Below are 24,643 nucleotides of genomic sequence, written 5' to 3' on the forward strand. Positions count from 1 at the left end.
AGAGGGGGGCGACAAACGAAAAGGGGAATGCGATGAGAAAATCATTCAATCGCTATGGCCTGGCGGCGCTCATGCTCGCCGCGTCCGTTTCCATGGCCCATGCGGAGGAGGCGACGCTGTGGGTGCGCACCTCATCGGGCGCGGTTTTGCAGGGGTTGGCGGATCAGTATAACGCCAAGCATAAGGACAAGATCACCGTTACGCAGATCACCGCGGAGCAGATGGTGCCGAAGCTGGGCGCGGCGATTGCCGGCGGCTCGCCCCCGGATGGCGCGGTGTTGGACCTGATCTATCTGCCGACGTTCGCAGCCAATGACGCGCTTGAGGACATCACCGATTTCGTCAAAGGATTGCCTTATGCGGGTGCTCTGAGCCCCTCCCATATGCGGCTCGCCACCTATGAGGATAAAATCTACGCCGTTCCGGCACTCCCTGACGCCTCGATCATCGCCTATAACACCGACCTCTTCGAAAAGGCGGGGCTCGATCCGAACAAGGCGCCGGCCTCGCTCGATGAAATCGCTGAAGATGCCAAGAAAATCCGCGCGCTGGGGCCGGATACCTACGGCTTCTATTTTGTCGCCAATTCCGGAAGCTGGCTGATCTATGATTTTCTGCCGCATATCTGGGCGGCGGGCGCCGATGTGCTGACCGAGGACGGCCGTGAGGCCACCGTCGATACCCCGGCGATGCGCGAAACCATCGCCGCCTATCGCGACATGTGGAAGGCCGGCGCGATCCATCCCACCTCGCGCTCCGGCAACGGCAACAATGCCGTCGAGGCGTTCGCCTCGGGCAAAGTCGGCGTGCTCATGACCGGCTCCTACATCGTCAATCTGCTGACATCAAAATACCCTGATGTGAAGTTCAACGTCGCGCCGATCCCCGGGCCGAAGGGCGGGGAATCGAGCTTTGCCGGCGGGGACTCGCTCGCGCTGATCAGAGGCATCAGCGAGGAAAAGAAGAAGATCCTGCTCGATTTCGTGAATTTCTACATGCAGCCCGAGCAGCAGGTGTTCATCACCAAGGAAGCCGGAATGCCGCCGCGTACGGACCTTGCCGGTGAGGCTTATGCCCAGTTCGACAAGCGCAACCTCGTCGCCTACGACGTGCTGGCCAAGGCGCGCACGCCCTATACCTTCTCGTCGGACGAACTGTTCGTCAGCCGCACCGGGCCGTTCCTGAATCTTATTCAGGGGGCCGTGTTCGGGGATGACGTGGATGGGGCGATAAGCAAGGCGCAGGACGAGTTCACGAAGATATTGGAGCGGACGAATCCGTAGGTGGCTGCTGATGATTTCAGTGCCCAGCGCCCTCGTGGTTCGAGGCTTCGTTCCGCTTCGCTGCACTACGCACCTCACCATGAGGGCTACTGGACCCCGCCCTCGTCATTCAAACCTCAGGTCCACTGGAGCGGCGGTGCCCCTTCACCCTCATCCTGAGGTGCTCGCGAAGCGAGCCTCGAAGGGCGAGGGTGAAGGCTGCGCTGACATATTTCAAAAGAAGGAACCCCACCCTTGGCCTCCCCACCCAAAACCGATGAACCCCACGGCTGGCTGGGGCTGGCGTTCATCGCGCCGAGCATGGTGTTCATATCAGGACTGTTCGTCATCCCACTGGCGATGACCCTCTGGATGAGCTTTTATCACTGGCCGCTTCTGGGCCGGAAGAAGTTCATCGGCCTTGAAAACTATGCCGAATTGCTGGGCGATGCGCAGCTCTGGCATTCGCTGGGTTTCACACTGCTTTATACCGTGCTGGTGACGGCGGCGATCCTGGCAGTGGCCTTTCCGCTGGCGCTGCTGGCGGACCGGCCGCTCAAAAGTGCCGGTTTCTTCCGCACCATCTATTTCATGCCTGTTGTGATCGGTTTCGGTGCGGCTTCCACCCTCTGGATGTGGCTGCTCAACCCGGATAGCGGCGTTTTCTCCCGTCTGCTCCTGAGTCTCGGGCTTGTCGATGCCGCGCCGCGTCCGCTCGAAAGCTTTTGGCCGGCGCTCGCCGTCATCATCCTGATGGTGGTGTGGAAGACCGCCGGCTTCACCATGGTTATCTTGCTCACCGGCCTGCAAAGCATTCCGCAGGATATCATCGAGGCGGCGAAGATCGACGGGGCAGGGGTGTTCAGCCGGTTCCGCCGCGTCACGCTGCCCTTGATGCGCAATTCACTGCTGCTGGCGCTGGTGCTCAACATTACTTCATCGATGCTGGCCTTCGACCAGTTCTTCATCATCACGCAGGGCGGGCCGGAGAACAGCACCATCTCGGCGGTGTTCTCGATCTATCTGGCGTCCTTCTCGTCCTACCGCCTCGGCTATGGCTCGGCGCTTTCCTTCGCCCTGCTCGTCGTGCTGGTCGCCATCAGTTCGATCCAGCTGAGCTTCATGCGCGAACGCCCGGAGGATGGCCGATGATCCGCTCCAATACTCCCGCGAATGAGCGGCTCGGCCATATCGCTTTCCTGCTGGTGTCGCTGCTTCTTGCCGTCTTTTTCCTGATGCCGATCGTCTGGTCGGTGGCCAATTCCTTCAAGCCAGCGGCAGAAGCGCTGTCCAATCCGGTGGCGCTGTTCTCCAAGGCGTTTTCGCTGGAGAATTACCGGCGGCTGGAGGATGTCGGCGCGGGCTGGTATGTCTATGCCGGAAATTCGGTGCTGATCGCGCTCGGCACCATCGGGCTGACCGTGCTCATAGCGGTGCCGGCGGGCTATGGCTTCTCGAAATTCCGCTTTCCCGGACAGTCGCTGATCTTCGTCATCGTGATGGCGACGATGATGATCCCGTTCCAGTCGATCCTGACGCCGCTGTTCCTGATCCTGAAATTCCTCGGGCTGCAGAACAATCTCTTCGGGCTGGTGCTGGTCTACACCACCTTCCAGCTGCCGTTCTCCATCTTCATGATGCGCAATGCCTTCGACGCCATTCCCGGCGCGCTGATCGAGGCGGCACGGATCGACGGCGCGTCGCAATGGACGCTGATGCGCCGCATCATGATGCCGCTGGCGCTGCCGGGCGTGGCGACCGTGGCCATGTTCGCCTTCCTGAATTCCTGGAACGAGTTCCTCGCGGCGCTGATCTTCCTCTCGGACCAGAACAAGTTCACACTGCCGATCATGCTCGTCAATGTCTCCTCCGGCATCTACGGCATCATCGATTGGGGCGCGCTGCAGGCCGGCATTACCGTCACCATGGTGCCCTGCATCCTCACCTTCCTCATGCTTCAACGCTACTACGTGCGCGGCCTGACTGCCGGCGCGGTGAAATAACGGAGTTCCCATGCATTCGTCGTTGAAAAAGGCCCCCGCCGGTCAGCCGCGCCATTTCTCGCGCTTCGTGCCGGTCGATCATAGCAAGGTTTCCTTCGATTCCGGCTTCTGGAAGAGCTGGTCCGAGACCGTGCGTGACGTGACCATTCCCACCCAGCATCAGCGGCTGGAGGAGGAGGGCTTTCTGGAGGTGCTCGATTTCGACAAGCCCGCCGGTCCGCTGGTGCGGCCCATCCAGCCGAGCGGGCTTTCGATGCAGCATTTCTTCGATTCCGATTTCGGCAAATGGATCGAGGCGGCGAGCTATACTCTGAAGAACCACCCCAACCCGGATATCGAAGCCAGGATCGACGCCATTGTCGAGAAGCTCGAACGGGGGCAGATGGCGGATGGCTATTTGAACAGCTGGTTCATCCGCCGCGAGCCGGAGAAGCGCTGGACCAATCTACGCGACCTCCACGAGATGTATTCAATGGGCCATCTGCTGGAGGGCGCTGTTGCTTATTTCGAGGCGACCGGCAAGCGTCGCTTCCTTGACGTGATGATCCGTGCCGTCGATCATATCATCGACACCTTCGGCACCGAGCCGGGCAAGCTGCGCGGCTATGATGCGCATGAGGAAATCGAACTGGCGCTGGTCAAGCTCTACCGCGTCACCGGCGATATCAGGCACCTGAAGCTCGCCACCTATTTCATCGACGAGCGCGGGCAGATGCCTTCCTATTACGATGAGGAGGCGCGGCGGCGCGGCGAGGATCCCGCCGATTATGTCTACCAGACCTATGCCTATAGCCAGGCGCACATGCCGGTGCGCGAGCAGACTCAGGTGGTCGGCCATGCGGTGCGCGCCATGTACCTCTTCTCGGCCGTGGCGGATCTGGCCTATGAGAATGACGATCCGAGCCTGAAGGCCGCCTGCGACCGGCTGTTCGGCAATCTCACCGGGCGGCAGTTGTATGTCACCGGAGGCCTCGGGCCATCCGCATCGAACGAGGGCTTCACCCGCGAATACGACCTGCCGAACCAGACGGCCTATGCGGAAACCTGCGCCGCCGTGGCGCTTGGCTTCTGGAGCCATCGCATGGCGCAGATCGACCTCGATGGCAAGTTCACCGATGCGCTGGAAACGGTGCTCTATAATGGGGCGCTGTCGGGCATCTCGCGCGATGGCGAGCATTATTTCTACGAGAATGTGCTGGAGAGCCATGGGCAGAACCGGCGCTGGAAATGGCACTACTGCCCCTGCTGCCCGACCAATATCGCCCGCTTCATCACCTCGCTCGGGCAATATTTCTACTCGGTGAAGGGTGACGAGATTGCCGTGCATCTCTATGGCGCCAATGGCGCGGAGCTTGAGGCGAACGGTCATTTCCTGCGGCTGCGGCAGGAGACGGCCTATCCCTGGGATGGTGATGTGCGGCTTGCCGTGGGCCTCGCTGCCCCCACCATGCTCACCTTCCGCCTGCGCATTCCCGGCTGGTGCGAGGCGGCGCGGATTTTCGTCAATGGCGAGGAAATCGCCGCGGCGGTCGAAAAGGGCTATGCGGCCATCACGCGCGAATGGCGGGACGGCGATGAAATCCGCCTTGCGTTCGCCATGCCGGTGGAGCGGCTTTATGCGCACCCGGCGGTGGGCGAGGACGCGCACCGCGTCGCCTTCAAGCGCGGGCCGATGGTCTATTGCGTCGAGGAAACCGATATCGGCACCGAGCCGCAGCGTCTGCGCATTCCCCGCGATGCGGCGCTGGAACCACGTTTCGATGATGGCCTGCTCGGTGGGGCCGTTGTGCTGGAGGGTGAGGCGCTCGAAGCCGATGCGAGCGGCTGGGAGGGAACGCTCTACCGCAAGGCGCCCCCCGCACTGAAACCAAGGCCGATCAAGGCCATTCCCTACCACCTTTGGGCCAATCGCGACGCGGGCGCGATGCAGGTCTGGCTGACGGAGGAATAGCGATGGCGACGCTGCAATTGCGAAACGTCACCAAATCCTACGGTGTCTATGAAGCGGTGCGCGGCATCAGTCTCGACATCAAGGACAAGGAATTCGTCGTCTTCGTCGGGCCGTCCGGCTGCGGCAAATCGACGACGCTGCGGATGATCGCCGGCCTCGAGCACATCTCAGGCGGGGAGATCGTCATCGGCGACCAGGTGGTGAACCGGCTCGGACCGGGCAAACGCGACATTGCGATGGTGTTCCAGAACTATGCGCTCTATCCGCATATGACGGTGCGCGAAAACATCGCCTTCTGCCTGGAGCAGCAGAAGCTGGCGAAGCCGGAAATCGAAAAGCGCGTCGCCTCGGCGGCGGAAACGCTTGGTATCACCGAATTGCTCGACCGGCGTCCGGGCCAGCTGTCCGGCGGCCAGCGCCAGCGCGTCGCCATGGGCCGCGCCATCGTCCGCAACCCGAAAGTGTTCCTGTTCGATGAGCCGCTGTCCAACCTCGACGCCAAGCTGCGCGTCAGGATGCGCACCGAGATCAAGCGCCTGCACCAGATGCTACCGACAACCACGGTCTATGTGACGCACGATCAGGTGGAAGCCATGACCATGGCCGACCGGGTGGTGGTGATGAACCAGGGGATCGTCGAGCAGATGGGCGAGCCGCAGGAACTCTACCTCCACCCAAGGAACAAATTCGTCGCCGGTTTCATCGGCTCACCGTCGATGAATTTCCTTCCCGCCCGGCTGGAGGCAGAGGGCGATGCGCTTTTCGTGGTGCTGGAAAATAGCGTGCGCCTCGCCGTGCCACCCGCAAAGGCAGCGGCCTACCACTCCCATGCGGGCAAGGAAATCATCTTCGGCATCCGCCCCGAGGCGATTTCCGCCCGGCAGGATCGTCCGGGCTGGGAGCCGTTCGATGCAACAGCGGATCTGGTGGAGCCACTCGGCGCGACGACGATGGTCTATTTCAATGTCGGCAAGACGGCGATCTGCGCCAGCATCGATCCAGAAACGGCACCGAAGGCAGGCGCAATCGTGCCGCTATCGATTAACATGAACCAGATGCATCTTTTTGACAAGGAGAGCGAGCTCCGCGTCGAAGAACAGGCGCTTCAATCTTCGTAAGTCAGTGCGAGACGATGGCGTCGGCCGTAGCCGGTACCGTGCAATACGGTGCGTGAATTATCTTGTGCGCAATTTGTCGACAAGACTGTTGACATGCGGACCAGCATAAACAAAACTCCTGCACGCGGCGTCCTGAGCGTCAGCCAATAATCATCTCGATCAATAAACAGAGGGAACTTTCATGAGCGTTCGTCGAACGAGAATGACATTGCGTCTCGCCGCCGCCCTTGCGGCGATTTCTCCAACCCATGCCCTGGCGGACGAGCCGCAACCGGGCGGGACCTTGAAAATCGTCGGCACGGCCGACCTCGATCATTTCGATCCGACATCCGGTGCGCTGGTGACGACCAACAACTTCCTGCGCGCGGTCAGCCGTCAGTTGATCAGCTATGAGGCCTCGACGGATAGCAAGGTCCAGATCGAGCCGAAAGGCGACCTGGCGGCGGAAGTGCCGCAGCCTACCGACAATGGCCTGACTTATACCTTCACGCTACGTGACGGCATCGCCTGGAACGCGCCGTCCGGCCCGCGCGGCATCACGGCGCAGGATTTCGAGCGCGGTGTGAAGCGCATGTGCAACCCCGCGCTCGGCTCCGCCGCGCTCACCTATTTCGTCGATCTCATCAAGGGAATGCGCGCCTTCTGCGACGGCTTTGCCAAGGTCGAGCCCACGGTTCCGACGATGAAAGCCTATCTCGAGGGTAATGATATTTCGGGCATCGAGACGCCCGACGACAAGACGATCGTCATTCGCCTGACCGAACCGGCGGGCGATTTTGTATACATGCTATCGCTGGCAACAGCAGCGCCCGCGCCGGTCGAGGTTCTGGATTATATGCCTGACGGGCCGGATTACCGCTCCAACTTCATCGCCAGTGGTCCTTACACAGTCGACAACTACGTGCCGGACAGCCAGCTTTCGCTCAAGCGCAATCCGGCCTGGGTGCCGGAGTCCGATCCGCTGCGCAAGGCCTATGTCGACGAGATCGAGATCACCTTCGGCATTCAGCCCGATGCCGCCATCCAGCAATTGCAGGCGGGCGATGGCGACATGACTTACGACATCATCATACCTTCCGCCACGCTCTCCATGCTGACGAGCGCGGGGGATGAAAAGCTGATGACCATGTCGGTGGGCCGCACCTCCTTCATCTTCATCAACACGGTTTCCAACAACAATAATGGCGCACTCAAGGATCTGCGCGTCCGGCAGGCCTTCCAATATGCCATCGACAAGGCAGCCATCGTCCAGCAATGGGGCGGCCCCGATGTCGCGCAGCCGCAGAACGGCATCTTCGGCCCCGGCGTGCTCGGCTTCCACGCATTCGACCTCTATCCGTCCGAGGGTTCGAAAGGCGATCCGGAAAAGGCCAAGGCGTTGCTGGCGGAGGCCGGGTTTCCCAACGGCATCAAGCTGAAAATGCCGTATCGCAACCAGAATGCCGAACCTGCGATTGCCCAGACAATCCAGGCGAGCCTGAAGCGCGCGGGGATCGAGATCGAGCTGATCCCGGTCACGCCTGCGGACTATTATTCGAAGTTCATGACCAATCCGCTCAACACCAAGGAAGGCAATTGGGACATCGCCCCGGTCGGCTGGTCGCCTGACTGGGTCGGGGGCGCGGCTCGCTCGGTGTTCCAGCCGCAATTCACATATAACGGCACGCACCAGACCTATAATTACACCGACTACAACAATCCCGAAGCCAACAAGCTCGCCGCGCAGGCCATCAACGCCACCACCCCGGAGGAGGCGGGGAAGCTCTGGGCTCAGGTCGATGAACTGGTGATGAAGGATGCGCCGGTCGTGCCCTACATCTCGGAAAAGGTGGTGCTCTATCACGGCGAGGCGGTGCAGAATTTTCAGCCCTATGCGCTGGGGGCGCAGGGGGATTGGACCAATGTGTGGCTGGAACGTTGAAATAAGCGGATAGATGGAAGCGCCGCTCACCCCCCTCTGCCCTCCCGGGCATCTCCCCCACAAGGGGGGAGATTGGCTGACACGACCATCACCGCACATTCTGCAACGTCTGCGATTGGTGCCGGGCATTCATGACAGCGTGATCTCCCCCCTTGAGGGGGAGATGTCCGGCAGGACAGAGGGGGGTGTCACTTCGCCAGCGGCTCCATTTGACAATGAACGGCTCTACGCGCCCTCGGGGAGGAACCAATGCCGATACTCGAAACGCGCAATCTGACTGTCCGTATCCCGACGGAGGATGGCGTGGTGGAGGCGGTGCGCGATGTGTCTTTCGCTGTGGGGGAGGGGGAGTTCTTCGGCATTGCCGGAGAATCCGGCTCCGGCAAGAGCGTCCTGACGCAGGCGATCATGGGGTTTCTGCCCAATGCCCTGATTTCCGGGCAGGTACTCTTCCAGGGGCGCAATTTGCTCGATCTTCCCCGGCGGGACATGCGCAAGGTGCGCGGGGCGAAGATCGGCATGATCTTCCAGGATCCGCTGTCGAGCCTGCACCCCTATTACACCATCGGCGCGCAGATCACCGAGATGATCCACGCGCATGAGCGGGTGACGCGGGACGAGGCGAAAAAGCGGGCCGTCGCGCTGCTCGAACGGGTCGGCATCCCCAATGCCTCGGCGCGTTTCGGCAGCTATCCGCACCAGTTTTCCGGCGGCATGCGCCAGCGCGTCATGATCGCCATGGCGCTGGTGCTGAACCCGCCGCTCATCATCGCCGACGAGCCGACGACGGCGCTCGACGTCACCGTGCAGCAGCAGATCGTTGCGCTGATCAACGAGATGCGGCGCGAGCGCGGCACGACGGTGCTCATGATCACCCATGATCTGGGCCTTCTTTCCAGCGTCGCCGATCAGGTTTTGGTGATGTATGCCGGAACGCGCATGGAAACCGGCAAAAGCGGAACGCTGTTCACGCAGCCGGCCCATCCCTATACGGCGGGGCTGCTCAATTCCTCACCGGCCAACGCCACGCCCGGCAGCGCGCTTGTGCCGATCCCCGGCCGGCCGCCGAGCCTGATCGACCTGCCGAAGGCTTGCGTTTTCAAGCCCCGCTGCCCGCATGCGATGGACCGTTGTGCTACCCCACCGCCGCTGCGAAAATTTGACGATGGCGCGCAGAGCCTCTGCTGGCTCGAGACCCTCCCGCCGCAAAGCCACACTGCCGCTATTTCGCCTGCCGCTCCTCCTCCCATCGATGCCGAAAGCCCCCCCTTGGTCGAGGCGCGCGAAGTGCGGCTCACCTATAGCCAGGGCGGATTTTTCGGCGCCGCTAAAAAAATCGATGTCCTGAAAGGCGTCGATCTCGATCTTTACAAGGGTGAGACGCTCGGGCTTGTGGGGGAATCCGGCTGCGGAAAGTCCACGCTCGCCCGTGTCCTTGCCGGTCTTATCCCTGCCACCGGCGGAACCGTCACCTTCGAGGGCCGGGCTCTTCATGCGCTCGGCAGCCGCGAATGGCGCGAGATGCGCAAGCGCGTGCAGCTGGTGTTTCAGGACCCGTTCGGCTCGCTCAATCCACGGCGGCGGGTCAGCTCGATCATCGGCGAGCCGCTGCGCATTCACAATGTCTGCTCGGGGAGGGAATTGAAGCGCGCGGTTGAGGGGCTGATGGAGAAGGTCGGCCTCAACCCGGAGCATTACAACCGCTTTCCGGCTGAATTCTCGGGCGGTCAGCGCCAGCGCATCGGCATCGCCCGGGCGCTCGCGCTCAATCCGGAGCTCATCATCTTCGACGAGCCGGTCTCCGCGCTCGACGTGTCGATCCAGGCGCAGGTGCTGAACCTCATGCGGGATTTGCAGCGGGAGTTGAAGCTCACCTACCTCTTCATTTCGCACGATCTCGCCGTGGTGCGCCATGTCTGCGACCGCATCGCGGTCATGAACAAGGGCCGCATCGTCGAACTGGCCGACGCCGAAACCATCTATTCCGAGGCCACCGATCCCTATACGCGCGAACTGATCGCCGCCTCCTTCCATGAGCCGCGCCGGAGCGGCACGCATACACGCCGTCTCGTGGAAACCCTTCCGGGAGAAGCCGCATGAGTACCCAAGAGGCCGGCCCCGCTATCGTCCAGCGCAGCCCGCTGGAACTGACGCTTCGCCGCTTCATGCGTGACAAGGCCAGCCTCGCGGCGCTGGTCTTCATCCTGCTGCTTGTCGTCTTTGCCATTTCCGCGCCGTTGATCGAGGCGTGGACCGGGCATTCCGCCATTGAGCAATACCGCACGACGGGCCTCTCACCCATGGGCCTGCCGGTCGGGCCGAACGGCGAGTTCGTGCTCGGCACGGATCATCTGGGCCGCGACGTGCTGGTCCGGCTCGCCTATGGCGCGCGGGTGTCGCTACTCGTCGGCGTGCTCGCCTCGCTCGCCGCCGCCTGCATCGGCCTCACCATTGGCATGATCGCGGGCTATGTCGGCGGCGCGACGGACATGATGCTGAGCCGGCTCATGGACCTGGTGATGAGCGTGCCTTTCCTGCTCTGCGCGCTGGCGCTCGTCTCCGTGTTCGGGCCCAGCCTTTCTCTAAGCGTGGGTGTTATCGTCTTTTTCTCATGGACCACCATGGGCCGCGTCATCCGGGCGGAGGTGAATGCGTTGCGCCATAGGGAATTCGTCGAGGCGAGCCGGTCGCTAGGGGCGGGGCCGGTCTCGATCATGATCAGGGATATCCTGCCGAATCTGAGCGTGCCGATCATCGTCTACACCACCATGATGATCCCGAGTTCCGTGGTGTTCGAGGCGACTTTGTCCTTCCTGGGTCTGGGCATCGTTCCGCCGACGCCAAGCTGGGGCGGGATGCTGGCGGACGCGGCGGCCAACTCCATCTATCTCGTCGCCTGGTGGTTGGTGGTTTTCCCCGGCATGGCGCTGCTCTTCACCACGCTCGCCTTCAACATTCTGGGCGACGGGTTGCGCGATGCGCTCGATCCGCGCGCAAGGCCGGTTCGGCTCAAGGGAAAGGCCGCCGCATGATCCGCTTCCTCGCCAAACGGCTGCTGTTTTCGGCCTTCGTTCTGTTTACGCTGAGCCTGTTCGTCTTCTTCCTGTTCTTCGTCGCGCCGGGCGACCCGGCCCGCATGATCGCCGGGGAGAAGGCGACCGAGACGCAGCTCGTGCAGATCCGCACCAATCTCGGCCTCGACCGGCCCATATATGAGCAGTACCTATCCTTTGCCGGCAAGGCGCTGACGGGCGATCTCGGCTTTTCCTATCGCAACCAGCAGCCGGTGACGAAGCTCATCGCCAACCGCATTCCGGCGACCGTTTCGCTTGTCATCGGCGGGGTGATCTTCTGGCTCGCCATCGGTATTCCCATCGGCATCATGTCGGCCCGGCATCCGGGCGGCTTGCGCGACCGGCTCGGGCAGGGCTTCATCCTCATAGGCTTGAGTTTCCCGACCTTCGTGCTCGGCATGCTGTCGCTCTATGTCTTCTATTTCCTGCCCAGGCAGGCGGGTTTCACGCTCTTTCCGCCCGGCGGCTACAAGCCTTTCCTGAAAGACCCAGTCATCTGGGCCTGGCACCTCACCCTGCCATGGATGACGCTCGCCCTCGTCACCGCCGCCATCTATGCCCGCCTGACACGCGGCAATCTGCTACAGGTCATGAGCGAGGACTATATCCGCACCGCCCGCTCCAAGGGCCTTTCCGAAAGGAACGTGCTCCTCCGCCATGGCCTGCGCAGCACGCTGACGCCGCTCGTCACCCAACTTGGCGCTGATATCGCTATTCTTCTGGGCGGCGCCATCGTCATCGAGCAGATCTACGGGCTTCAGGGCGTCGGCGCGCTCGCCGTGCAGGCGGTGAAGAATCAGGATAGGCCGATCATCATCGGCGTGGTCCTGCTCGGCGGCCTGTTCATCGTCTTGATGAACATCATCGTCGATCTTCTCTATGCGGTGCTCGATCCCAGAGTGAGACAATAACGCCTCGCCGTCGTCATCCTCGGGCTTGTCCCGAGGATCTGCCATAAGAGGAAGAAAAGCGATTACCGTCCTGATTGAACGCTCCGTCGTAGATTCTCGGGACAAGCCCGAGAATGACGGCGGAGAGGGCTCCGATAATCCAAAACCGGGAACTGCTATAAGAGGCAATAATATGATCCTTTCCGAATACACCATCCCCGGCATGTTCATCCGCGATTACACGGTCACGGTTCCGCTCGATTGGGGGAAGCTCGATGGCGAGACGATCGAGGTGTTCGCGCGTGAGGTGTGCGATCCGGTGAAGCGGCGGGACAAGCTGCCGCTTCTGGTCTTCCTGCAAGGCGGTCCCGGCGGCAAGTCGCCGAGGCCGGCGAATGGCGGGCCGTCCTGGCTGAAGGAAGCGTTGAAGACGCATCGCGTCGTGCTGCTCGACCAGCGCGGTACCGGACGCAGCACGCGGATCGAAACCGCGACCATGGAGCGCTTCGGTTCGGACGGCGCGGCGGCGGCGGATTATCTCGCCTGTTTTCGCGCCGATAGCATCATTTGGGATGCGGAATACATCAGAATGACCGTTTATGGCACCGACAAATGGGCAGCTCTGGGGCAAAGCTATGGCGGTTTCCTGACGCTGACCTATCTGTCGAAAGCGCCGGAGGGTCTCGCCGCCTGTTATGTGACGGGCGGCCTCGCTGGTCTCGACGCCACGGCGGACGATGTTTATCGCCGCACCTACCCGCGTGTCGCGGCCAGGACCGAGCGCTATTACCGCCGCTATCCCGATGACCGCGCCACCATCTCCCGCATCGCCGATGTGCTCGCCGATAACGATATCCGCCTGCCCGATGGCGACCGGCTGACGGTGCGCCGCTTCCAGACCATCGGCATCGATTTCGGCATGGCGCCCGGTTTCGAGAATGTCCACTGGATCGTGGACGAGGCGTTTTCATCACCTCGGGCGGACCGCCTCTCCGACAGCTTCCTCGCCGCCGTGATGAACGCCACCTCCTACGACAGCGGCCCGCTTTTCGCCGTGTTGCAGGAGAGCATTTACGGCCAGGGCCATGGCGCGACGAACTGGGCGGCGGAGCGCATCCGCGCGGAATTCCCGGACTTTGCCGAGAATCGCCGTTCGCTCCTTTTCACCGGCGAGATGATGTTTTCGTGGATGTTCGAGGACATCCGCTCCCTCAAACCCTTCCGGGCCGGAGCCATGGCGCTGGCCGCGCGGGATGATTATCCCCGCCTCTACGATCCTGAGCGCCTTGCCGCGAATGAAGTGCCGGTGGCGGCGGCGATCTATTTCGACGACATGTATGTCGATGCGGGCCTGTCGCTGGAAACGGCGGCGCGGGTCGGCAATCTCGAAAGCTGGGTCACCAATGAATATGAGCATGACGGTGTGCGCCAGTCCTCCCGCGTATTCAGCCGTCTCGTCGAGATGGTGAAAGAACGCGGCGGTCCGCTCGCATAAAGGAGTGTTTCCATGGACATCCCCGCGCGCCTCGCAGGCTTTCGCGAATATATGTCGGCCAATGGCCTCGACGGTTTCGTCGTGCCGCGCGCCGATGTGCACCAGAGCGAAGTCGCCGCGCCGCGCGACGATTGCCTTGCCTATATCACCGGTTTTACCGGCTCGGCGGGTCTGGCACTGATCCTCAGGGATAAGGCGCTGATCTTCGTCGATGGCCGCTATGACATTCAGGTGCGGCGCGAAGTGGATGAAATGCTGTTCGATATCCGCCACCTTCACAATGCCCCGATCGACCGATGGATGCGGGAGAATGCAAAGCCCGGCATGCGCATCGGCTTCGATCCGACGCTGGTCAATGGCGAGCTTCACGACCGCATGGCCATGGCGATGGCGTCTGCGGGCGGCAGTCTCGTCGCCTCCGCCGATCCGTTCGACGCCATCTGGCCGGACCGACCCGCCGCGCCGCTGGGCGTCATCCGCGCCGTGCCGGTGGCGGTCGCGGGCGAAAATTCCCTGGACAAACGAAAGCGCGCCGGCCGGGCGATTGCCGAGGCAGGTAGCGTGGCGCTTGCCGAAACCCTGCCCGACAACATCGCATGGCTCCTGAATGTGCGCGGCTCGGATGTGCCGATGAACCCCGTGCCGCATTCCTTCCTTCTTATCGAAGCGGATGGGCGTACCGAATGGTACGTCGATAAACGCAAGCTCGGCAATGACTTATCGGGCTTCGAGCTTGAAGGCGTACGCCTGGGTACGCCTGACGAATTCCTGCCCCGCGTCACGGAACTCGCCCGCAAGGGAAAGGTGATGATCGACCAGCAGTTCGCACCGGTCTCGGTCAGGCTTGCGGTCGAAGCAGGCGGCGGCGCGGTGCTGGTGCGCTCAAACCCGCTCACGCTTTTGAAGGCAAAGAAGAACGATACCGAGCTTGCCGGCTACCGGCGCTGCCATATCGAGGACGGCGCGGCGCTCACCGATTTTATGGCGTGGGTCTTCCGCGAAGGCCGCTTGCGGGAGGGATCGGACCGCCCGCTGACGGAACTGGAGGCGGAGGCGAAGCTCCTCGAATTCCGCAGTACGCGCAAAGGCTTCCTCGAAGATAGCTTCCGTTCGATCTCAGCTTCCGGCATCAACGCGGCGCTTTGCCACTACAGCGCCGCGCCAGCCACGAATGCCCCCATCGACAGCAGCCTGCCCTATCTCATCGATTCCGGCGGCCAGTATGTGGACGGCACGACGGACGTAACGCGGACGCTGTTCCTGGGGCCTGCGGAACCCGAAATCCGCCGCGCCTATACGGCGGTGCTAAAAGGTTTCCTGTCGCTGATCTCGGCGCAAATGCCCGCGGGCACGCAGGGCCATCAGCTCGACGCCTTCGCCCGCCGCCCGCTCTGGGATCTAGGGCTCGACTACGATCACGGCACCGGCCATGGCGTAGGCCACAACATGCTGGTGCATGAACATCCGCACCGCTTCTCCAAGCTGGCGAACCCCTACGGGCTGGAGCCGGGCAACATCATGACCATTGAGCCCGGCTATTACGAGGTGGGTCGCTACGGCCTGCGCATCGAGAACCAGGTCGAAGTGGTTGCCGCCGCGGCGCAGGGCTTCTGCCGTTTCAAATCCCTGACACTCGCGCCGATCGATCTGTCCGCCGTCAATTTAGCCGGCCTGACGCAAAACGAGATTGCGTTCCTCGACGCGTATCATGCCCATGTACGGGAAGCGCTGGAGCCGCTGGTGCTGGATGAAACACGCCCTTTCCTTGTCGAGCAGACCAGGCCAATTGCTGGGCGATCGTGAAATCTATGACCAGGCGATCGTCACGCTTAATTGGCCGCTTGCCGCCACGCTGTCGATGATCGTACTGTTGATATTTGGCGTGGCGCTTGTCCTCTATTCCCGGCTTCTGCGGGCCGTTCTTTAAAGGAGACTACCCCATGGACGAACGTCCCGTTCCGCTGCCGCTGACCGCCGGGCTGACCAGCACCTTCGTGAAATAACGGAAATCACGTCTCATGGCTTATCGGCAGACTGCAGCGGGAACCACCTATCGTTTCGATGATTTGAAAACCCTCATGGCTAGGGCCACGCCCGAGCGCTCCGGCGACCAACTCGCCGGCATAGCGGCGGAGGGGCCGGTGGAGCGGCTTGCGGCGCAAATGGCGCTGGCCGATCTGCCGCTTGCAGCCTTTCTCTGCGAGGAATTGATACCTTCGGACGAAGATGAAGTGTCGGCTCTGATTGCCAGGCAGCACGATGCTTCCGCCTTCGCACCGATCGCGTCGCTCACGATTGGCGAATTCCGCGAATGGCTGCTCAATCCCGCTGTCGGGCAGGCTGAACTTGAAGCGCTCACCTTCGGTCTGACGCCCGAAATGGTGGCGGCGGTCTCGAAGATCATGCGCCTGCAGGATCTGGTGACGGTCGCAGCCAAGCGGCAGGTCGTCACCCGTTTCCGCAACACCATCGGTCTTCAGGGGCGGCTTTCCACGCGCAATCAGCCGAACCATCCCACCGATGAATCCCGTGGTATCGCCCTTTCGGCCATTGACGGGCTGCTGCTGGGAAGCGGCGATGCGGTGATCGGCGTCAACCCGGCCACCAGTACCCTGACGGATTACCTCCGCATCGTGCAATTGCTCGATGATCTCAGGCAATTGCTTGATATTCCGACCCAGACCTGTTGCCTCGGCCATGTCACGACGGCCATCCGGGCGATGGAAAAGCGGGCACCTGTTGATCTGGTGTTCCAGTCGATTGCCGGTTCCCAGAAGGCCAATGCCGGCTTCGGCGTCGACCTCGCGGTGCTGCGCGAAGCATATGAGGCTGGGCTGGCGTTGAAACGTGGAACGCTCGGCAGCAATTTGATGTATTTCGAGACGGGGCAGGGGGCAGCGCTTTCCGCCGACGCCCATTTCGGCGTCGATCAGCAAACCATGGAAGCGCGCGCCTATGCGGTGGCGCGCGAATTCTCTCCGCTTCTCGTCAACACCGTGGTGGGGTTCATCGGTCCGGAATATCTCTACAACGGCAAACAGATTATCCGCGCCGGACTGGAAGACCATTTCTGCGGCAAGCTGCTGGGCCTGCCTATGGGGGTAGACGTCTGCTACACCAATCATGCCGATGCCGACCAGGAAGACATGGACGTTCTGCTGACCATGCTGTGCGCGGCGGGCGTCAATTTCGTTATCACCGTGCCGGGTTCCGACGACGTGATGCTGAATTACCAGACGCTTTCCCACCACGATTGCCTTTATGCCCGCCAGACGCTGAACCGCTCACCCGCGCCGGAATTCGAGGCATGGATGCAGAAAGTCGGGCTAACCAATGCAGAGGGTCATCTCATGGATAAACCGAGCCTGACGGGACGTGTATTGGGCAAGCTCGCCCAACTGACGATGGAGGTTTCGTGATGCCGGAGACGCGCCCCTCGCTCATCACCCGCGCGCCGGAAGAACTGGAAGCGCTACGTCCGGCCACGGAAGCCCGTATCGCGCTGGGCCGCAGCGGTACCGGTCTGCCGACAGCTGCCGTTCAGGCTTTCCTGCTCGACCATGCCCGCGCTCGCGAGGCGGTGTGGCGTCCCCTCGACGTGGAGGCGGTAGAGCGCGAACTCATATCCTTCGGCGTCACCGTCGTCCACGTCGCCAGCTGGGCAAAGGACCGGGCAGAATATCTCCGGCGGCCCGATCTTGGGCGCCGCCTTTCTCCAGATCACAGCCTTGCGCTGGGCGAACGGGAGAAGGAGGTGGATGTCGCACTGATCGTCGCCGATGGCTTGTCGGCGACGGCGGTCGAAAGGAATGCCGCGCCGCTGGTTGCCGCCCTTCTGCCGCTCTTGCAGGGACAGGGGCTGACCATGGGACCGATCGTCCTGGCCACTCAGGCGCGCGTGGCGCTGGGCGATGATGTCGGCGTTGCACTGAAGGCAAGGGTGACCGTGATGTTGATCGGCGAGCGCCCCGGCCTTTCAGCGGTCGATAGTCTCGGCGCCTATCTGACCCATGCACCGCAAACCAATTTGCCGGATTCCCGCCGCAACTGCATTTCCAATATCCGCGACGGCGGTCTGCCGATAGCCGAGGCTGCTTCCCGGATCGCCATGCTTATCAGTGCGATGCTGAAACAAGCGACAAGCGGGGTCACATTGATTGAGTCTGAGACCCCTACCGGCTTCCTGTCCGGGTGAGGATATGACCCGATACCACACCGCAAGGCGGGAATGGAACAAGCCGCGCTTCGGCTTGCGGGGGGATTATCCATTGGTGGCAATCGGGCGGTGCGACGACGCCGATAGACCTGTTTCTTATGTCGGTGGCGATTATGCAGCGGGCACCCGGCAGCTTGTCGAAAAGGCGAGGGCGCTTGGCGCTGATTCCATCAAAACATGAACCGCTCTAATCGGCCCGGACGGCCCCCGTTGGAAAATGCCGGTTACTCACCGCAGACCACCATTCTGTCTGTTCCGGTGACTTTCCAGTCGCTGTAAATGCCAGATCTATATCTTCCTCGGCAATTGGATGCCGCTTAAAGCGCCGTATAAGAATGGCGAAAAGATCAAAGTCGCTCTTCCCCATTCGCAGGAATGGCTTCGCACGGTTGATTATCCGTCTGCCAATTGTAAGGTCACTGTCTCGCCGGTCAGCATGATTTCGGTGTTGCGATCCGCGTTCGATGGGTAGGAACCCGTCTCCGAGATACAGTCCCGGTCTCTGATGGGTAGTCCTCACCGTGTTCCCTTTTTCATCCGTCATGCTGACGGAACCTGTTCCGTATGCTCAGCTTATCCGACGGTGGGGGAGGGCGGTCAAGAGGGCATATTCGCCCCCTACCGCCCCTTCCTCATCATCAGGATGAGAAAAGGCGCTCCAACGAGGGCTGATACCAGGCCGGCCGGCACCTGATAGGGGTAGGCGATGGTGCGGCCCAGCCAATCGGCCAGCACCATGAGCGCCGCCCCGATCGCGGCCGCGCCAGCGGTCTGGGGAAGGGCTCTGACGAGGCCGGCTTCCCGCGCCAGATGCGGCGCCATCAGGCCGACGAAACTCAGCGGTCCGACGCAGACCGTGGCGGTCGCGCTCAAGAGGCCCGCCAGGCCGAACAGGATCAGGCGGGATTGCGTGATCCTGACGCCGATAGCCGCCGCCGGTGTTGTGCCGAGGGGCAGGAGGTCCAGCCACCGGCGCGCCAGCATCACGCCGGCCAAAAGCAGCACGGCGGCGGTCGTGGCGGCAAGCGCGGAACCGGCATCGACATTATAGGTCGAGCCGCTCATCCAGCGCATGAGCAGCAGCGCGCGGGGATCGCCACTGGAAGCGAGGACGCCGACCACGGCATCCACCATGGCGCTGAGTGCGATGCCGGCCAAGAGCACGCGCTCGGGCGTGAGCCCCGATCTCAAGGCAAGGACAAAGATGATCGTCATGACGCCGAGAGCTCCGATAGCGGCGAAACCGAGCTGGCCGAGAATGCCTGGAGATGCAACGAAGAAGACGGCGGCCATCAAGCCGAAGGTCGCGCCCGCGCTGATGCCGAGAACCTCCGGGCTGGCCATCTCGTTGCCGGTCATTCGCTGGAGGATGACACCAGCCACGGCGAGCATGGCGCCTGAGGCTATCGCCGCGAGCACCTTGGGAGCCCGCAGAGGCAACAGCGTGTCCACGAGGTCGGAACCGAGCCAGCTCCAGCCGCCATCGAGGGATCTGCCGACGAAGAGGCCGATCAGGATCATGCCGGCGAGCGTCAGGCCGATCATCACGAATATTTGCCGGCGCGGGAGCGAAGACACCTTGATCCTGCGGGTTCCCTCGAGGGCCCTGTGCCGGACCTTCAAACGCGGCAGAAGCAGGAGAAGGAGCGGCGACCCGAAGACCGCCGTGACCGCTCCGGTCGGCAGGAAATCGCTGAGGTTTCCCGCCAGCACCTGGATCGTCGCATCGGCCAGAAGCAGCAGCGCGCCGCCGATCAACGCCGACCAGATCAGAATGCCGCCGGTGCGGCGCGCGCCGGCAAGGCGGGCGGTGATGGGCGCGACGAGGCCGATGAAGCCGATGACGCCAACGGCGCTTGTGGTGATGGCGGAGAGGGCGACGGCGACGGAGATTGCCACCAACCGGAGCTGGCGCAGCTTGACGCCAAGCGCCGATGCATTGCTTTCGCCCAGTTCCAGGAGCGACATCGGGCGGACGATGAGCGCGCCGATCACGGCAAGGAGGACGGTCTTCCAGAGCAGCGACAGGGGAATATCCCAGCTCTGCTGGGCGAGCGACCCGGCCCCCCAGATGAACAGACTGGCAAGATAGCGGTCGTTGAGCAGCGTCAGGATTGCCGCAAGCGAGCCGCACCAGAGGCTGACGACCATGCCTGAGAGGATGAGCACGAACGGAGAGAAGCCGCGACGGGCGCCAAGGCTCATTACGATCGCCGCAGCGACGGCGCTACCGGCCAGCGCCACCAGATCCCGCCCGAGGCCCAGAAGGCCGGGGAAGAACAGCATGGCGATGACGAGCGACAGATTGGCTCCCGCCGAGATTCCGAGCGTGGTCGGCGAGGCAAGCGGATTGCGCAGAACCTGCTGGAACAGGGCGCCGGAAAGCGATGTCGCGGCGCCGACGATGAAGGCGACCGCCAGTCGCGGCAGCGTCGAATAGAGAAGCACCATGCGGGAGGCGTCATAGGTGGCGTTGCCATCGCCCTTGAGCCCCGCAGAGACCAGCGACCATATGGAGAGCGCCGACAGCAGCAAAAGGAAGACGACAACCGAAGCGGGACCGAGACGCGGCCTTGCCAGAACGCCAATCATGCCCGCCGCTCCAGAAGATCGGTCAACAGTCCGGCGAACCGCATGGCTTCATTGACCATGCCGAACATCAGGGTCGGCGGCAGGATCGAGAAGTGGCCGGGCCTGGAAAATGGCAGCGCTTGCCACAAAGGGCTTCGGCCGAGCTTCGGCAGCACGTCGCCGGGGACGGGGTCGAACGCGATGAGGACAGCGTCGGGATCGGTGACCCGCGCCAGTTCCTCGATGGAGATCGTCTGGAATCCCCAGTAATTGGCCGGCTCCTTCCATGCGTTCATCACGCCGATCCTTTCCAGCACATTGTGGAACAGGCCGGGTGAGCCATAAATCCGCGCATGACGGGCATCCATGAAATTGACGAGCGCCACGGGCGGCGGCGACACGCGGGCAAGCCGTTCGCGGCATTTCCCGAAAAAGGCGTCGGCTCGCGCCAGAAAGGCTTCCGCTTCCATCTCTCGCCCGATTTCCGCTCCGAGCTTGCGGGTCGCCGCGATGGAGGCCGTCAGGATCGCGCCGCTGTCGGGGGTGAAAATCTCATAACGCGAGACTTTTCCATAGGGCGCGACGATCGGCGCGAGTTGATCGAGATAAGGTGTCATCAGGATGATGTCGGGCCTGATCTGCGCGAGAATTTCGACATTGACCTCCATCGTATTGCCGAGATCGATGACGCTCGCCGGCATGGCCGGTTCGATTACCCACCGGCCCCAATCGGCGAGATCCGAGATGGCCGCCGGCACCACGCCGAGCGAAAGCAGCGTCGAAGAGAGGCCATAGTCGAGGCTGACGATACGAGGAGAAGAAGCCGCACACGCGGCGCGCGGCATTGCCATTGCTGTGGCCGCGGAAAGGAGAAAGCTTCGTCGCGTCAGATGCGGCATGTCATCGGACATAGGCAAGCGGCGTATCGAGATCGGGCGCGGTGAGCGTTCCCATCTCCAGGCCGTAAATGGTTTTCAATTGCTCTGGCCGCACGATCGATGCCGGTGTGCCGCTGGCGACGACCTGCCCGTTCTTCAGGGCGTGAATGTGGTCGCAGAAGCGCGCCGCCATGTTGATATCATGCAGCACGACGATGACGCTGAGCCCGTTCGAATGGCAAAGCCCGCGCACGAGCGACAGGATTTCTATCTGGTGGGCGATATCGAGCGCCGCCGTCGGCTCGTCCAGGAGGAGACATTCGCTGTCCTGCGCAATCAGCATCGCGATCCAGACGCGCTGGCGCTCTCCGCCGGAAAGCGTACCCACAAGCCTTGATGCAAGGCCATCGATATGGGTCGCGGTAATGGCAGCATCGACCTTTTCCGTATCCAGCGCCGAGAACCGCCCCAGCGCTCCATGCCATGGGTAGCGCCCGCATGCGACGAGCTCGCGGACGGTCATGTCGGACCCGGCGCCGATATCCTGCGGCAGATAGGCGACGCGCCGCGCAAAGTCGCGCTCGCCGAACGTTTCGAGATCGTTGCCGAAGACCTCGATACGGCCGCCGGTTTGCTTCTGCTGCCGGGCCATGATCCGCATCAGCGTGGATTTGCCCGAGCCGTTATGGCCCAATATGCCGACCAGTTCGCCTTTCGGAAAAGGCAGCGATACATCCTGCAGAATCACCTTGTCATCAATCGTCAGGCTGAGCCCTTCCACCTTGAAAGCGCATGCCCCGGATAGGGCTGTGGACCGCTGGTCTTGATGCGTCTCGCTCATTCGTCATCCCTCATGGCAGGGCGGGATTACTAAAGATGAGTGTTTATATCAAGTATAAAACGGCGGCCCGCGACATTCCCGCACAAGGCCGTTCCGGAATGCCGATTTTAAGTTGACTCTTTTAGTCCTGTTTTATTAATTCCTGCCTGCGGTGCGCCGGATCGGAGGCGGCGCTCCGCTTGATGTGGATATGAACAGGGGCAAATGATGATGACAGGCCGGCAGGTTGGGTTGCGTTCGTTGGCAAAGCGATTGATCGCGAGCAGCGCCTTGATAACGATGACGACTGGTCCGGGCTGGACCCAGGACGGCGCGGGCGGCGATGCAATTCAATTGCAGACGATTGTCGTCGATGGAAAGTCGGATCGTGCGGGCGGTCCGGATCGGACTATCGTCGCCAGGAATACCGCCACCGGCACCAAGACGGACACTCCGGTTATCGATGTGCCCGCTTCCGTTTCCGTCGTGACGCAGAAGGAGCTGGAGACGCGCCATGTGGAGAATCTTCAACAGGCCGTCGCCTACACATCGAGCGTTTTGACCGACGAGTTCGGTAACGACGACCGGTATGACTATATCCGCATTCGCGGTTTCGATCAGACCAGTCTCGGCACCTATCGCGATGGGCTGGCGGCGCGCATCCCCGCCTGGTTCACCGCCAGCCGCCTCGAGCCCTACGGCCTTCAGCGTGTCGAGGTGCTGAAGGGATCGACCTCGACGCTCTTCGGCCTCAACGGTCCGGGCGGCCTCGTCAACGGCATCACGAAACGGCCGATGGACGAGAAGCATGGGGAAGTCTACACCTCCCTTGGAGACGGCACCAGGGAGGCTGGCCTTGACTTCGGCGGGCCGGTCGATCCCGATGGCGTGTGGAGCTATCGCCTGACCGGGCTTGTCAAGGATGGCGATCTCGGCCGGGATTATTCCCGCGACGACCGCATCTATATCGCGCCGGCGCTTACGATAAAGCCGGAGGAGGGCACCTCGCTCACCATCCTGGCCGATTATTACAAGCGCGACGGAACCGGCGCGCGTGGATTTCCTGTTGGTTCCGGCCTCGATATCAATACGTTCCTTGGCGAACCGGACTTCAACCGCTTCAATACCGAGCAGGTCGACATCGGCTATCAGTTCGAGCACGCGATCAATGACAAGCTGACATTCCGCTCCAACGCCCGCTATACCCATCTCAACCTCGATTATGCCGAAGTTTACGGCGCATCGTTCGACCCCACGGCGGATCGAACGGCGTATTCGGTGGATGGCATGTCGAACCGTTACGCCTTCGACAACCAGCTGCAATACGACACGGGATGGGAAAGGATCGAGAGCAAAACGCTTGTCGGTGTCGACTACACCAACGACAACACGCACGAAAACATATTACTGGGCACGGCGGGGCCCATCGATCTCTATAATCCCGTTTATTGCGGGCTCTCCTGTATCAATCTCGGTCCCTATGTGAACTGGCGCGTCAGGCAGCAGGCGGTTGGCATATATGCGCAGGAGCAGTTGACCTTCGATGACCGCTGGATCGTCACCCTCGGCGGACGATGGGATCATGTCCGCACCAAGGCGGATTACCCGGATAGCGGAACGCAAGACGACGACACGGCGTCCGACTTCACCAGCCGCGTCGGGCTGACCTATAAATTCACGCCGGATCTTGCCGTTTATGCGAATTACTCGGAAAGCTTCCAGCCGCTGGTGGCCCAGACCGCGAATGGATACACCATGACGGGCGAGTTGAAGCCCCAGGAGGGCAGGCAATACGAGGTGGGCGTCAAATACAAGCCGGAAGGATTCGACGGCCTGTTCACGGTGGCGCTGTTCGATCTGACCCAGACCAATGTGCCGACCTATGTGACCCCGCTGGTGCAGGAGCAGATCGGCAAGGTCGGCGTGCGCGGCATCGAACTGGAAGGGAAGGCGGCAATCGCGGACAATCTCAACCTGACGCTCGCCTATTCCTATTGGGATGCCGAAATCCGCGAGGACGGGACCGGAGGCAATGCCGGCAACCGCCCCTCCCGCGTACCGAGGCACCTTGCATCCGCCTGGCTCGATTATACGATCCCGGGCGAAGGAAAGCGCGGCGACCTGACGATCGGCGGCGGCGTGCGCTATATCGGCCAGACCTATGGCGACGACGCCAATACCGTCTCGATCGGAGGCTACACCCTCGTCGACGCCGCCATCAGCTACAAGGTGACTAAGGATGTGACCCTCGCCGTGAACGCCACCAACCTTTTCGACCGCGAATATATCGCCAGCAGCTATTACGGAACCGAATATTATGGTGACCGGCGCAAGATCGTCGGCACGCTGAAATATTCGTGGTGAGGGCTGTGAGCGGCGCGCCGTCGCTGCTGCAACAGGTTGCTGCAAAACCCACTGGCATTGGGGGATGATGGATTTCGATC

At 62.0% G+C, this 24,643-nt stretch carries 18 protein-coding genes and 1 pseudogene; 16 read left to right on the forward strand and 3 right to left on the reverse strand.

All coding sequences use genetic code 11. The features are described from left to right. The first annotated feature begins 32 nt into the window (after nt 1–32). From IEX53_RS14915 to IEX53_RS24280, 15 genes and pseudogenes are all read left to right on the forward strand, one after another. Entirely contained in the window at nt 33–1,283 is a 1,251-nt protein-coding gene (locus tag IEX53_RS14915) for an ABC transporter substrate-binding protein (RefSeq protein WP_188824973.1), read from the forward strand. 210 nt (nt 1,284–1,493) lie between these two features. Further along, nucleotides 1,494–2,414, forward strand: coding sequence for a carbohydrate ABC transporter permease (locus IEX53_RS14920; protein ID WP_188825001.1), 921 nt, complete (start codon nt 1,494–1,496; stop codon nt 2,412–2,414). Next, nucleotides 2,411–3,265: a carbohydrate ABC transporter permease gene (locus IEX53_RS14925; RefSeq protein ID WP_188824974.1), complete on the forward strand. Its 855-nt coding sequence runs from the start codon at nt 2,411–2,413 to the stop codon at nt 3,263–3,265. The genes IEX53_RS14920 and IEX53_RS14925 overlap by 4 nt, the downstream gene beginning before the upstream one ends. Nucleotides 3,266–3,275: 10 nt before the next feature. Further along, nucleotides 3,276–5,216: a glycoside hydrolase family 127 protein gene (locus tag IEX53_RS14930; protein ID WP_188824975.1), complete on the forward strand. Its 1,941-nt coding sequence runs from the start codon at nt 3,276–3,278 to the stop codon at nt 5,214–5,216. 2 nt (nt 5,217–5,218) lie between these two features. Continuing rightward, on the forward strand, nt 5,219–6,334 hold the full coding sequence (locus IEX53_RS14935) for an ABC transporter ATP-binding protein (protein ID WP_188824976.1): 1,116 nt from the start codon (nt 5,219–5,221) through the stop codon (nt 6,332–6,334). A 181-nt stretch (nt 6,335–6,515) separates the two neighbouring features. Continuing rightward, a complete protein-coding gene (locus IEX53_RS14940; protein ID WP_236016208.1) occupies nt 6,516–8,255 on the forward strand; it encodes an ABC transporter substrate-binding protein in 1,740 nt (579 codons plus the stop codon). Nucleotides 8,256–8,504: 249 nt separating this feature from the next. Next, nucleotides 8,505–10,355, forward strand: a complete 1,851-nt coding sequence (locus IEX53_RS24275) for a dipeptide ABC transporter ATP-binding protein (RefSeq protein ID WP_188824977.1) — start codon at nt 8,505–8,507, stop codon at nt 10,353–10,355. Further along, nucleotides 10,352–11,287 (forward strand): ABC transporter permease, encoded by a 936-nt coding sequence (locus tag IEX53_RS14950; RefSeq protein ID WP_188824978.1) that lies wholly within the window; start codon nt 10,352–10,354, stop codon nt 11,285–11,287. The genes IEX53_RS24275 and IEX53_RS14950 overlap by 4 nt, the downstream gene beginning before the upstream one ends. Next, nucleotides 11,284–12,240 (forward strand): ABC transporter permease, encoded by a 957-nt coding sequence (locus tag IEX53_RS14955; protein ID WP_188824979.1) that lies wholly within the window; start codon nt 11,284–11,286, stop codon nt 12,238–12,240. Before IEX53_RS14950 ends, IEX53_RS14955 begins: the two co-directional genes overlap by 4 nt. Nucleotides 12,241–12,415: 175 nt before the next feature. Further along, on the forward strand, nt 12,416–13,714 hold the full coding sequence (locus IEX53_RS14960) for an alpha/beta fold hydrolase (protein WP_373288663.1): 1,299 nt from the start codon (nt 12,416–12,418) through the stop codon (nt 13,712–13,714). Between the two features lie 12 nt (nt 13,715–13,726). Next, nucleotides 13,727–15,517: an aminopeptidase P family protein gene (locus IEX53_RS14965; RefSeq protein WP_188824981.1), complete on the forward strand. Its 1,791-nt coding sequence runs from the start codon at nt 13,727–13,729 to the stop codon at nt 15,515–15,517. After that, nucleotides 15,501–15,641, forward strand: coding sequence for a hypothetical protein (locus IEX53_RS14970; RefSeq protein WP_236016209.1), 141 nt, complete (start codon nt 15,501–15,503; stop codon nt 15,639–15,641). Before IEX53_RS14965 ends, IEX53_RS14970 begins: the two co-directional genes overlap by 17 nt. A gap of 91 nt (nt 15,642–15,732) precedes the next feature. Further along, nucleotides 15,733–17,133: an ethanolamine ammonia-lyase subunit EutB gene (locus IEX53_RS14975; RefSeq protein ID WP_188824982.1), complete on the forward strand. Its 1,401-nt coding sequence runs from the start codon at nt 15,733–15,735 to the stop codon at nt 17,131–17,133. Then, complete coding sequence (gene eutC, locus IEX53_RS14980) at nt 17,133–17,909, forward strand: ethanolamine ammonia-lyase subunit EutC (protein ID WP_188824983.1); 777 nt, start codon at nt 17,133–17,135, stop codon at nt 17,907–17,909. The genes IEX53_RS14975 and eutC overlap by 1 nt, the downstream gene beginning before the upstream one ends. Nucleotides 17,910–17,973: 64 nt before the next feature. After that, nucleotides 17,974–18,090 (forward strand): annotated as a pseudogene (locus tag IEX53_RS24280) (LacI family transcriptional regulator); the annotation flags it as partial. Nucleotides 18,091–18,548: 458 nt separating this feature from the next. Here IEX53_RS24280 and fhuB read toward each other — a convergent pair. Genes fhuB through IEX53_RS15000 form a run of 3 tightly spaced genes read right to left on the reverse strand, consistent with a single transcriptional unit; the run spans nt 18,549 to nt 22,220 of the window. Next, nucleotides 18,549–20,522 (reverse strand): Fe(3+)-hydroxamate ABC transporter permease FhuB, encoded by a 1,974-nt coding sequence (fhuB, locus tag IEX53_RS14990; RefSeq protein WP_188824984.1) that lies wholly within the window; start codon nt 20,520–20,522, stop codon nt 18,549–18,551. Then, nucleotides 20,519–21,352 (reverse strand): ABC transporter substrate-binding protein, encoded by an 834-nt coding sequence (locus IEX53_RS14995; protein WP_236016211.1) that lies wholly within the window; start codon nt 21,350–21,352, stop codon nt 20,519–20,521. Before IEX53_RS14995 ends, fhuB begins: the two co-directional genes overlap by 4 nt. A 49-nt stretch (nt 21,353–21,401) precedes the next feature. After that, complete coding sequence (locus tag IEX53_RS15000) at nt 21,402–22,220, reverse strand: ABC transporter ATP-binding protein (protein ID WP_188824985.1); 819 nt, start codon at nt 22,218–22,220, stop codon at nt 21,402–21,404. A gap of 207 nt (nt 22,221–22,427) precedes the next feature. Here IEX53_RS15000 and IEX53_RS15005 point away from each other — a divergent pair, with 207 nt between their 5' ends. After that, nucleotides 22,428–24,563 carry a TonB-dependent siderophore receptor gene (locus tag IEX53_RS15005; protein ID WP_188825004.1) on the forward strand — a complete coding sequence of 712 codons (2,136 nt, stop codon included), beginning with the start codon at nt 22,428–22,430 and terminating at the stop codon, nt 24,561–24,563. Nucleotides 24,564–24,643 lie beyond the last annotated feature (80 nt).

The organism is Paramesorhizobium endophyticum (assembly GCF_014640615.1).
GTDB classification, from domain to species: domain Bacteria; phylum Pseudomonadota; class Alphaproteobacteria; order Rhizobiales; family Rhizobiaceae; genus Paramesorhizobium; species Paramesorhizobium endophyticum.

Bases quoted from the DNA above. Each gene is read 5' to 3' on its own strand.
- IEX53_RS14915 (WP_188824973.1), top strand. From the start codon at position 33: ATGAGAAAATCATTCAATCGCTATGGCCTGGCGGCGCTCATGCTCGCC.
- IEX53_RS14925 (WP_188824974.1), top strand. From the start codon at position 2,411: ATGATCCGCTCCAATACTCCCGCGAATGAGCGGCTCGGCCATATCGCT.
- IEX53_RS14930 (WP_188824975.1), top strand. From the start codon at position 3,276: ATGCATTCGTCGTTGAAAAAGGCCCCCGCCGGTCAGCCGCGCCATTTC.
- IEX53_RS14935 (WP_188824976.1), top strand. From the start codon at position 5,219: ATGGCGACGCTGCAATTGCGAAACGTCACCAAATCCTACGGTGTCTAT.
- IEX53_RS14940 (WP_236016208.1), top strand. From the start codon at position 6,516: ATGAGCGTTCGTCGAACGAGAATGACATTGCGTCTCGCCGCCGCCCTT.
- IEX53_RS24275 (WP_188824977.1), top strand. From the start codon at position 8,505: ATGCCGATACTCGAAACGCGCAATCTGACTGTCCGTATCCCGACGGAG.
- IEX53_RS14950 (WP_188824978.1), top strand. From the start codon at position 10,352: ATGAGTACCCAAGAGGCCGGCCCCGCTATCGTCCAGCGCAGCCCGCTG.
- IEX53_RS14955 (WP_188824979.1), top strand. From the start codon at position 11,284: ATGATCCGCTTCCTCGCCAAACGGCTGCTGTTTTCGGCCTTCGTTCTG.
- IEX53_RS14965 (WP_188824981.1), top strand. From the start codon at position 13,727: ATGGACATCCCCGCGCGCCTCGCAGGCTTTCGCGAATATATGTCGGCC.
- IEX53_RS14975 (WP_188824982.1), top strand. From the start codon at position 15,733: ATGGCTTATCGGCAGACTGCAGCGGGAACCACCTATCGTTTCGATGAT.
- eutC (WP_188824983.1), top strand. From the start codon at position 17,133: ATGCCGGAGACGCGCCCCTCGCTCATCACCCGCGCGCCGGAAGAACTG.
- fhuB (WP_188824984.1), bottom strand. From the start codon at position 20,522: ATGATTGGCGTTCTGGCAAGGCCGCGTCTCGGTCCCGCTTCGGTTGTC.
- IEX53_RS14995 (WP_236016211.1), bottom strand. From the start codon at position 21,352: ATGGCAATGCCGCGCGCCGCGTGTGCGGCTTCTTCTCCTCGTATCGTC.
- IEX53_RS15000 (WP_188824985.1), bottom strand. From the start codon at position 22,220: ATGAGCGAGACGCATCAAGACCAGCGGTCCACAGCCCTATCCGGGGCA.
- IEX53_RS15005 (WP_188825004.1), top strand. From the start codon at position 22,428: ATGATGACAGGCCGGCAGGTTGGGTTGCGTTCGTTGGCAAAGCGATTG.